This is a genomic window from Dapis brunnea BLCC-M229 (genome assembly GCF_050015995.1).
Classification (GTDB): Bacteria; Cyanobacteriota; Cyanobacteriia; order Cyanobacteriales; family Microcoleaceae; genus Trichodesmium.
Genome location: NZ_JBNHEP010000297.1, coordinates 28166 through 39518 on the forward strand (window position 1 = coordinate 28166; position 11353 = coordinate 39518).

Below are 11353 nucleotides of genomic sequence, written 5' to 3' on the forward strand. Positions count from 1 at the left end.
AGTTCCTGAAGAGCTTGTCCCTCCAGAGGTATTGGCAGTTCCTGAAGAGCTTGTCTCTCCAGAGGTATTGGAAGTTCCTGAAGAGCTTGTCTCCCCGGAGGTATTGGAAGTTCCTGAAGAGCTTGTCTCCCCGGAGGTATTATAATGAGCTTTTATATCGCTCATAGCTCCATTGAACACACTGGCAAGATTAGGAATTTGCTGCTCTTCAGGTATATAGTAAATCAGTTCGAGGCTGAATGTCGTTGTATTTGCGTCAAAAGAGGATTTATCTATACTCTCTTCGTCTATACCAAATTGATACAATAAACCGTCTTTGATTCGTTCCAAATCTTCTTCGGTAATCTGTTTCCCAAAAGCAGATTCATCACGAATTAATTTGCCTGAGAGGGTAATCCCAATCTGTTTTAATTTTTTTTGATAGATTTCAATTGTAGGTTGATAGAAAATCGCCTGACTTCCAGGTAACTGCGCTACAGAATCGCCCAAACCTAATTCTATAGCATTATCCAATATAGGTTCTAAGTTGCCTAAGACTGGTATCTCTATGGAGGGGGTTAGTCCTGTCAGATCAAAGACAAAGGGCTTTGTATAAGAGATTGCAAGTTTGTGTTGACTTCCATTTGGCTTTTCCGTGAGTTTAAATTGAATATTGTTTGCTATTTCTTGTGCTACATCGGTAGCATTTTGAATATTGTTTGCTATTTCTTGTGCTGCATCGGTAGCATTCCCCATGACTGAGTTGACCTGATCTCCTAACAAACCTCTCACAAATTCAGGAATAGCTGGATATATCTGAGTCAAGACATCCTGCATTGTAACAGGATCAACAATGTAACTATCATCTAACACACCAGAATAAGTGGCTAGAATTTCTGAAGTAAAAGCGGGAATAAATTTTCCTTCACCCAAACTAATTTCTAACTCCCAGTCGCCACCCAAGGCAGCATTCCCCGTTAAGTTGGCTGAAGCAGCAATATTAGCTGTGGTCAAACCTCGTACTTTTGCCAAAAATTCTGTTCCTGTATTTCCGGCAGCAACTTGACAACCATAGATAAATAAATTGGGCGAGGGAACTTCAATAAACCACTGTTGTAAGTCTTCAGTATATTTATCTAAAGTTTCCAAACTAAGTTGAGTATTTCCTAAGTACAAACACCCAGGAGAACCGTGGGACAAAATATGTAGAGTTTCTATTCCTCGATAGTTCCGTAAAATCTGAGTTATTTGTTCGACACCATCGCGATCCGGGTTCAAAACCATCCCATAAATACCAGGTTTAATACCCTGAAGTAACTGTTGATAGTCATCAACACCGCCATCAATAATTACGAGTTCGCGGGCATTAGCTATTGATGCCTCAATAGAATTAGTAACTTCTGTTGGGGAGTATTGACAGAAGGACATAGAGTTCATAGAAGCTAGGGAGTTTGTTGCAGGAGCTTTGAGCAGAGAATTAGTTTGCATAGGTAGGTACTTGATTCCGGATTAAATTAGGATAATGATGGACTAAATATATATAGATGCAGATGCAGATGACTGAAAAATCCCTGATATTGATTAAATTCAGAGGTAAAATTGTGTTACTTTTTACAAAAGTAAACAATTCTAAATTTAATGTCAACCCTTTTAAATAAGCTTCATTAAATCTTCATAAAACAGAGTTATCCTATATAATCTCTCAGTTTTTGTACTGAAAGTATCAATACTTAAGCATTCATACGCAAACCATCAACTTTTCTGTATTTCTACTGAAAAGCCGATTTTTTAATATAAAATCAGGCTAATTAACCCACCATAAAAATTGTTTTGATTCGTAGCTGAAAACAAATTAATTGATGAGTGAAATCCGGTTATGCGATCGGTTTTATAATATTTGAGTGGACTGACACAGTTAATTTTGTACATTAAAATTGTGGCGGGGCGGGTTCACCAGATCGTTGGCAACACAATTAATTTAACGTGGAACCCTCCCCTACTAAGGTGTCTAGCATTAAAATGTGGGTAAATTTGAGAACTTAGAAGACCTCTCCCCCAACCCCTCTCCTACAAGGAGAGGGGAGAAACTCCCCCTTCCCTAGTAGGGAAGGGGGTTGGGGGGTTAGGTTTTTTACCGACAATTTTAGTCTAGACACGCTACAGGTTTCTGATGTTGTAAAATATAGAATATACAACTACTAATTATTAAGCGATCGCCATGTTAAAACGTCCTATATATCTCGACTGCAATGCCACTACTCCTCTGGATGAACGAGTATTAAAAACAATGCTGCCTTATTTCACGGAACATTTTGGCAACCCCGCGAGCGTGACTCATCAATATGGTTGGGAAGCTGAAGCAGCAGTGAAAAAAGCTAGAGAAATTTTGGCTGCAGCTATTAATGCTACTCCTGAAGAAATTATTTTTACCAGTGGCGCGACAGAAGCAAATAATTTAGCAATTAAAGGAATAGCTGAAGCTTACTTCAATAAAGGCAAACATATTATTACAGTCGCTACCGAACATAATGCTGTTCTCGACCCCTGTGCATATTTACAAAATTTGGGGTTTGAAGTTACTTATTTGCCCGTAGATACAGATGGAATTATCGATCTAAGTTCCCTAGAAACAGCTTTGCGTGAAGATACAATTCTCGTATCTGTCATGGCAGCAAATAATGAAATAGGAGTTTTACAACCCTTGGCAAAAATAGGAGAAATGTGCAAAGAAAATTCAATTATTTTCCATACTGATGCGGCACAAGCTATTGGTAAAATTCCCCTTGACGTACAGGCAATGAATATCGATCTAATGTCATTAACTGCCCATAAAATTTACGGACCAAAAGGTATTGGTGCTATCTATGTGCGTCGTCGCGATCCAAGAGTAAAACTAGCTTCTCAAATACATGGAGGGGGGCACGAACGAGGAATGCGGTCTGGAACTTTGTGTACGCCTCAAATAGTTGGTTTTGGTAAAGCGGTGGAAGTCGCGTTAGCAGAAATGGAGTCAGAGGCAAAACGGTTAACCAGTTTGCGAGAAAGGTTATGGGAGAAGTTGCAAACATTGGAAAATATTTTTATCAACGGACATCCTATGGAGCGTTTGGCTGGAAATTTGAATATTAGTGTGGAGGGTGTAGATGGGCAAGCTTTATTGTTAGGGTTGCAAAGTGTAATGGCGGTTTCTTCTGGTTCCGCTTGCACTTCCGCTAAAGTCGCGCCTTCCCATGTTTTGGAAGCTTTAGGGCGTCCCGAAAAATTAGCTTATGCTTCTGTTCGTTTTGGTATTGGGCGGTTTAATACTCCTGAAGAAATAGACATAGTAGCAGAACAAGCGATCGCTACTATTAAATCTTTACGTCAAGCAAGTAGAAGTCAAAAGTTAGAAGTTAAAAGTTAAAAGTAATTAAACTTTTCGTTTGTCAGTTTTAAATCAAGCACTTTGTAGTCAAAAGTCTAGTAGTGGACTGCTTCAGCTAAAATAGTGCATTGGGAAGTAGGGTAGGGACGTTGCATAAGGGCGTCCGTAGGGGAGTAGGGGAGAAAGATTGTTGTTGGGTTTCCTCCCTCAACCCAACAACAATCTATTGCAACATTTAAGATGAAACAGTCCAGTAGGGTACGTTTCGCTGCGCGACATGAAAAGTGGAACGTAACGCACCACTATACCCTAAAACTGACCCTAATTAATGGTGCGTTACGGCGCGACCTGATATTTTATAGATAAAACCTAGTTTTTCGTAAGCGCCTAACGCACCCTACTGGAGTGACTACGTTTTATGTTAAGAAAGATGTTTATAAAGCATAGGTAGGGAAGCGGGAGAATATTTCCCTCCTCTCCTTGCAGGAGAGGGGTCGGGGGAGAGGTCTTCCGAGCTGCTCAATTACCCACAAAATAAATCTAGATTTTCTAAACCCAGTATAACAAAGTATAGAAACCGCGTTTGTATTAGATTCCGCACTATACTCACATCTAGAGGTACTGATAACTGATAACTGATAACTGAAATGACTCCTCCTTTTATTACCAAACTACCTGTAACCTTTCTGCTGCTACTCTATGATACACTCGATCCGTTTGTTTTGCTATCCTACCCCAACAAAATTTATGCTCTAATTCCTGATAAGCATTATTCACCAAATCTTGGAAAAAGCTAGGGTCTTTCAACACTTCTAGAATACCCCATGCTAGGGAATTAGGATTACCAACTTTGGTAACAATACCTGTTCTACCATGTTCAACCACTTCTGGCAAACCACCTGTATCCGAAACCACGACTGGCACCCTTGCTGCAAAACTTTCTAAGGCAACAATACCAAACGGTTCATAAAGACTCGGAAATACTGCACAGTCAGCGATCGCTTGGAATTTATGTAAATTTTCCTCAGACATAAACCCTGTGAAACAGAACCTTTCCGAAATTCCCAAATTCCAGATTTCTTGTTTCCAATGGTCAGTTTTGCCACCACCAATCATCATAAATTTCACCCGAGCTCCCATTTCTTCAATTATTCTCGGTGCTGCATGAATCAGAACTGACAAACCTTTTTCTGGAGTCATTCTGCCTAAATAGTAGACAATTTTTTCTTCATCTTCTGCAAAATGCCGACGGAAATGTACAGCATTAAACTCATCTCGACTTGGTTTTTTTTCAGGACAAATTCCATTATAAATTACATCTATTTTGTCCCAGGGACTATCTAAGGTTCGTGTGACATCTCCTCGCATATAGTTAGAGCAAACAATAACTCTCCAAGCATTATAAACCAGCTCTTTTTCCTTTTCATGAATGTAGAGTTGAGTATGATTATGAATACCGTTATGGCGACCATTTTCCGTGGCATGAATAGTAGCTATTAGTGGTAGTTTAAAGATATGTTTGAGAGCGATCGCCGCATCTGCAACTAGCCAATCATGGGCATGGATTATATCAAAATTTTTATCTTCTGTAATTAGTTTTCCTCCATGACGACCCATAGCTTCATTCATATTTGCTATCCAATGAAAGAAGTTTTGGCTTGGTCCAACTGGAACTCTATGGACTTCTATTCCATCCACAATTTCATACATTGGTACTTCGCCAGACTTGACTGTAACTAAATGAACTTCATGTCCTAATTTCACCAATTCTGGGTATAATTCTGCAACATGACGTGCTATTCCTCCTATAATTCTTGGTGGAAACTCCCAACTTAGTACTAGAATCTTCATCACTACTAACTCCCAAATTTTGACTATTTTTACAATTCTTAATCTTTATTAATTTTACTCTAAAGATTTTGGCGAATTTTTAATAATTTCCCTGATAAATATTACAGATATCTTAACCTAACTATTCTTGAGTAGTCAGGTCAATCCCGGTTAATTAGCATACCAAAAAATCTTATTAATAATGCTATGTAGTTATTATTTTATTTTTATACTATTTTTTCCTTTTTGTCAAGGCCATCAAGTGATTGAACTACTGAGAGATTAGGATGTCACTTTCGTTAATAACTTTATTGCTTATGCTTAAGATATCATTGATTTGCATTAATCTAGAATTTCAAACAATCAAAAAAAATAAGTGTCACCATACAAATATGAGGAATTATAAAAAAATATTAAGTAACCTATAGATGTTTATAGGATTAAAGTTGAACACTACTTGCTGGAGAGTAAATTCCTGAATTAATATGAGTAAAGGAAGTACTTCTTGGCTATTTGATTCAACCAAATAACACTAAAAAAAATTAACTCTTTTTCTAGGATTAAAATGTTTATTAGTAAAATTGCCGGATATATTTAAAACTTCACTGTATAGGTTATTTTTTGTCTAAAATACAACTTCTTTACTAAAAACTGTTGTCTGGGAAATTATACCAATTTCATAAAATATTGCAGAGCGTGACGGAGCAGTTCATCAATGGATAATGGATAATTGATAATTACAAGAAGGTTAAAACCGTTACGGAATTGAATATAAGGAATATTGTCTTTGTTTTCCCCTATCCAAGGGGAGGCTTCAAGGCGCGAATTATTTAATTATTAATTATTAATTATTAATTTTTCGGTTACAGGGAATATATAATATCAAATCCGGTAGCATTGGTGTAATTAGAGCGGGAGTTAGGAGGACTGAGTCAGGAGTCAGGAGGGAAGAGAATTTATACCGTTTCATTAAAGTCAGAAGGCGCGAAGTCAGAAGTCAGAAGTGATATTTTTGCGACTTAAAACCCTGATTTTTCAGTGATTTCAGCTTATTATTTCACTTCATAAGTTACCAACTATTTGTGACATTTTTTAAGTGAATTGGTATTAGATAAGTCCTGAGGAGGCGCGGAGGGAAGAGAATTTAGAAAGAGTTGGCAATGACGCTCAGATGGAACATTTTTTTAGACGGAATTAACCGGATTTGATATAACAGATAATAGTGAAATCAAAGTATATGAAAAAAGAGAAAAAAAAGTTTTAATTTGACAATATATGCGAAATTTTAAGTGTTTAAATGTAGGCATAAATAACTGATTAAGATGTAAATACCTTTTTTGAATTTAGTATTAGATGTCTAATTACCTCGATCGCTCTCGTAAGGTACACAAGTTTTGGATTTTAGGAAATAGAGAGTAGGAAATAGAAAAAAATACTGTACTGATTTTAATGAGTACAGCCAGATTCGGAACTATTACCTATTTAATTTATTGTTAATAGCGTGTAAAATCAGCCAAAGCCACCAGAAAAACTAAAATCAAGTCCTCATAAAAAAACTGTAGCTATATTTTTTTTTGATGAATTTTGATAAAATATTTTGAGTGTTAATTAAGCCAGAATCATATTTTGGCAGTGTTTGAAGAATTATGGTATTACCAATAATTAATTTCTATATTCCCAAATGTTATTTTCCTGCAGTAACTCCCACTAATGTTGAGGACGAATGGATGGGATTTAGTTTAGGAATTTATGCCTGGACTTTTCAAACTTATTTACGTTTACAAGCTGATGGTTTTCCTTGTAAATTAGTTAGTGAACTACCATCTGAAGGAATAATTATTTTTCATCATCAAGCCCTAGAAGCTCATAAAATACCGATTAAACCAGGAAAAAATCAACTATTTATTTTCCTAAAAGCTGAATCAAAGTTTTATGGTTATGCTCAACTTCATATAGTACAAAATCCCACAGAAGTGCAGAAATTTAAAGACAGTTATTATCTGCCCCATTGGCCACAACCTGGATTAATTCCCCGTGACCCTTTACGAGGCGATCGCTTTGAAAATATTGCTTTTTTTGGTTATCAAGAAAATCTAGTTCCTGAACTGTTTCAAGCAAATTGGGAAAAACAATTAAATGAGTTAGGTTTACGCTGGTATCCTGTGGTTCATAGTTATCATTGGTTGGATTATTTACAGATAAAAAATCGCTGGAATAACTATCAAGAAATTGATGCAGTTGTAGCAGTCAGAAGTTTTAAAAATATACCAGATTATCACAATCAACCAGCAACTCAACTTTTTAATGCGTGGTTAGCTGGAGTGCCAGCTCTATTAGGTTGTGAGTCAGCTTACCAAACTGAGGGGCAGAGAAATCTTGATTATTTAGAGGTGAATACTTTAGAAGATTTATTATCAGCTATTAAGCGGTTAAAAGCAGATATTAATCTTAGACAAAAATTAGTGATCAATGGTTATAAAAGCAGTTTAAGTATTCACCCCAAAATTATTACTCGTAAATGGCGTGATTTTTTGATGCAAGTTGCTTTACCTACTTTTGGGAAGTGGTGCAATACTCCTCGATTTTTACAAAAAACAATTTTAAAGAAAAGGTATATTACCTTAATGTTTAAATAAAATGAAATAGAGATAATTTTAAACAATACAAAAAAGATATTTAGGGGTCGATTTGGTTAATTCAGTTATCAGTTATAGCACTACGCAAATAGGGCGCGGACATTTCTAAATCCTGAAACCCTTTTGATAGTCAACTGTTCCCAGTTAAGTGTTCCCTATTCCCGATTCAAGTAGCGCTATAACAGTTATCAGTTAGCCTCCTGGGTCGTAACTTCGTTTTTCATGTTGTGTAGCGTTTTTCATGTCGGCGACAGGCGAAACGAAGTTGTACGGTAGCAAAACAGTATCTCCTGGAATAGGGAGGCTTAAAATACTGAATTTTCATTTTTTTATTCCCTTGAAAGGCGAGGATTGAGACCTTATTTTTTTGTTAAAATTATTAAATATCAAAATTGAGAAGTAATATTATGTCCGGTTGAATAGTTATAAATAAGTATTCAGCTATTAGAAATCAGCTCTCAGTTTTTTTATGAATTAAATAAGGATTTGTTTAATAACAGTTGTATTAACTGAATAGCCACTTATTTATGCTATAAATTATCTGAAATAAGTAGGTAGGCACGAATAAACATCACTATGTAACGAAATGTTAAAGCAGTTGAAACCCTTGAGATTGCTTCCTTCCGCTCCGCTTCAGTCGCTGCGGACGTACTTGTAAATTTTTTCACCTAACCTACTTATATCAATAATAATTTCTTCTTTTAAGAGAGGACTTAGAAATTATAATCTAGCTGATAAGGCAATTATGACCCAGGAGGCAAGCTAAAAGCTGACGGCTGTTCGCTCCGCATTCCGCAGGAAATGCTTATGTTATAAATAAGGTATAATACCAAACTTCAATTATAGGGAACAGGGAACAGGGAACAGGGAACAGGGAGAATTCATTAATGGATAATGGATAATGGATAATGGATAATTGATAATTGATAATTACCTCGGGTTTTAACCGTACGGGAATTGAATTATCGGAAATATTATTTCTTTTTTTCTCCTTGCTCATGAGAGACTTCAAGGCGTGAATTATTTAATTATTAATTATTAACAATTAATAATTCGGTAATTGATAATTTCTGGATAAGAATTGATTTGATTTTTGATTTTTACCAGATGTCTAATATAAATTTATAGCTATTTAATCAATAGGTAGCAGGCAAGATGTCTATTCTACAAAGTCTTAAATATTTGTACCTCATAATACCTGGAATCTGCTGTATTAATACCAAATCTCAAAATTATTACTAAATATTCTTGAGAGTAGGGATTAGGGAGTGGGGTTCTCAGGAATTAAGATATCTTCCCTCTTGGGGAATTGGTATAATAACTGGCAAATCCCCGATCGCTATTTGGATCTATTCAGAACTTTTTACCCACTCCACAATTCCATCAGCTAATGCTTTTGCTAACTTCTTTTGTTCTTGAGAATTCATAATCCATTCAAATTCATAAGGATTAATCATAAACCCTAATTCCAACAACACAGAAGGAGCGATCGCCGGACGAGTTAAGGCTAAATTATTCCAAAATACTCCATAGGAAGGTCGGTCTAATTTTTCCACTAAATAATTATGTAAAAATACTGCCAAACTATGAGCTTGAGAATGATACCAAAAAGTACCTATTCCCTGAGTTTTTAGAGCATCTCCATAATCAGGTAAAGCATTATAATGAACCGAAAGTGCTAAATCTGGAACTTGTTGATTAATCATTTCCACACGGTCTTTAGGATATAAATCTTCCTCTGCTTTCCGTGTCATATAAACTGAAGCTCCCCGATTAATTAACTCATCCTGTAATAGCTTTGAGACAATTAATGTCACATTTTTTTCAGGATAACCATTCGGACCTCTTGCTCCTAAATCATTCTCACTCCCATGTCCGGCATCAATTAAAATTTTCATTCCAGTTAAAGGTTTATATGCAGAACTAATTCCACTTTTGACTGCCGGAGGATGTCGTAAAGTTAATAATAAAGTTGTACCAACATATTGTAATTTATAACCCCATTGTTGGTCTGTTTTTAAATAAAATTTATATCTAACTGCCTGTTCATTTTGCACTGTTGAAGTTAGAATTGGTTGCCAGTCTAATCGCTCAATTAAGGGGTCATCATCTAGGCGAATAGTATCAGTTTGAGCAGTAGTATTATGCAGAGTTAAAGTTAAATAGCGATCGCCCTGTTCGACTGTTATTGGCACCGGTACTTGCAAAGGAAACCTGATTTCTGTTGTACCTTGAAGCTGACGAGCAATAGCACTCCGAATTACCGAACGCGGTGGTGCTGCATCTGTAAATATCTTAGTTTCATTTGCTTTTATCCACCCCCCATAATCAAGACGTAAATAGTCTCCTTCTTTCCCTGTAATCAAAGCTTTAGTACCTTTTGGTAAGGGTGTCAAGCGTGAATAAGTGGTACTAGGTCCAGTTCTCGCAACTCCCTCTTCTACTGTCACCTCTGCCACCTCAAATGTAGTCGGAGAAAGAATAGTCACTTTTCCCGGTGCTTTTTGAGTTACCGTTTTACCCCTGACACTTAATTTAAACTCAGGTTGACCTAAATCTCCTGGTTTCTCTGCTTTCGCACAACCTTGATAATATTCTCCCGCAGAAGGAACAGGTTGATTATCTCCCGTTAATACTGCTAAATTTCCTGGTAAATTTACTACTTGAGACTGAGAAAGTAAGGGAATAGTTTGAGCAGCTAATAAAACAGAAATATTAGCATTTGGAGGAGCGATCGCCTGAAAACAAATTAATTCTCCAGGCATTCTCGCAATATCTTTTGCTGGAGTTAAAGAATCTTGACCAAAAGCTATTCCTACTGGTAAAGGTGGTTGATTTGAATTGCGTGTTATTTTTAAAATAATCTCTTCATTTTGATGTCGTACAGTAAATATATTTTCCCCTATTTGTAATGGAAAACTAGGAGCAAAATGACCAGAACGACTACGCTCATTAATTGGTTTTCCATTAACAGTAACTTCCTCTTCTGGAGAAGCTGTACCAATTAAGAAAATTCGGTCGGAAGTAGTTTTATGAGTTGGTGACGGATGGGCAATAAATAGAGATTTTTGTGTTGAATCTTCGGAGGACTGAAGTTTATTATTATCTTCATTATTTTGTGACATTGCATCGTGTGACATTGCATCAGGGGAAATGGTAGTTATTACTCCTAAAAAGATCATTAATCCTAAATTTGATAAGCCAATAACTTTGCTAAATATTTTAGGATTAATTGTTTGTTTTGTCGCCATTAGCAGTAGATTGAAATTTACCATATTACTTCTTTTTTTTAGTTGAAATTGCTTGATTTTACTAAATTTTTCTGGTTAGAAATTTTAGTTGTATTCAAAATATTTTTGTTCCTAAGCTTTTGAGAAAAAAGTCTTAGTTATAAAAATATCTATTTCACTTTCACCTGTTTAATTAAATTTTCCACTCACTTATCCTCCTGAATCCTTACAAGTTTTCTGTAATTTATCTACTCTATATTTTTACCGAATTATTAATTGTTAATAATTAATAATTAAATAATTCTGGTTTAAAG

General features: G+C 35.9%; 5 protein-coding genes. 2 read left to right on the top strand and 3 right to left on the bottom strand.

Going from position 1 to position 11353, the window contains the following annotated elements; translation table 11 throughout:
• Positions 1-1467, bottom strand: a 1467-nt coding sequence (locus ACP6PM_RS34430) for a DUF4347 domain-containing protein (RefSeq protein WP_426591368.1), incomplete at its 3' end; no start/stop codon positions are given.
• Positions 1468-2197: 730 nt separating this feature from the next.
• Here ACP6PM_RS34430 and ACP6PM_RS34435 point away from each other — a divergent pair.
• Complete coding sequence (locus ACP6PM_RS34435) at positions 2198-3382, top strand: IscS subfamily cysteine desulfurase (protein ID WP_426591369.1); 1185 nt, start codon at positions 2198-2200, stop codon at positions 3380-3382.
• A 624-nt stretch (positions 3383-4006) separates the two neighbouring features.
• Here the strand turns inward: ACP6PM_RS34435 and ACP6PM_RS34440 are convergent.
• Complete coding sequence (locus tag ACP6PM_RS34440; RefSeq protein WP_426591370.1) at positions 4007-5194, bottom strand: glycosyltransferase family 4 protein; 1188 nt, start codon at positions 5192-5194, stop codon at positions 4007-4009.
• A 1625-nt stretch (positions 5195-6819) separates the two neighbouring features.
• Here ACP6PM_RS34440 and ACP6PM_RS34445 point away from each other — a divergent pair.
• Entirely contained in the window at positions 6820-7809 is a 990-nt protein-coding gene (locus tag ACP6PM_RS34445; RefSeq protein ID WP_426591371.1) for a hypothetical protein, read from the top strand.
• Positions 7810-9158: 1349 nt separating this feature from the next.
• Here ACP6PM_RS34445 and ACP6PM_RS34450 read toward each other — a convergent pair.
• Positions 9159-11084, bottom strand: coding sequence for an N-acetylmuramoyl-L-alanine amidase (locus ACP6PM_RS34450; protein WP_426591372.1), 1926 nt, complete (start codon positions 11082-11084; stop codon positions 9159-9161).
• Positions 11085-11353 lie beyond the last annotated feature (269 nt).

Excerpts from the sequence above, each read along its gene's own strand:
- ACP6PM_RS34440 (WP_426591370.1), bottom strand. The coding sequence starts at position 5,194 with ATGAAGATTCTAGTACTAAGTTGGGAGTTTCCACCAAGAATTATAGGA.
- ACP6PM_RS34450 (WP_426591372.1), bottom strand. The coding sequence starts at position 11,084 with ATGGTAAATTTCAATCTACTGCTAATGGCGACAAAACAAACAATTAAT.
- ACP6PM_RS34435 (WP_426591369.1), top strand. The coding sequence starts at position 2,198 with ATGTTAAAACGTCCTATATATCTCGACTGCAATGCCACTACTCCTCTG.
- ACP6PM_RS34445 (WP_426591371.1), top strand. The coding sequence starts at position 6,820 with ATGGTATTACCAATAATTAATTTCTATATTCCCAAATGTTATTTTCCT.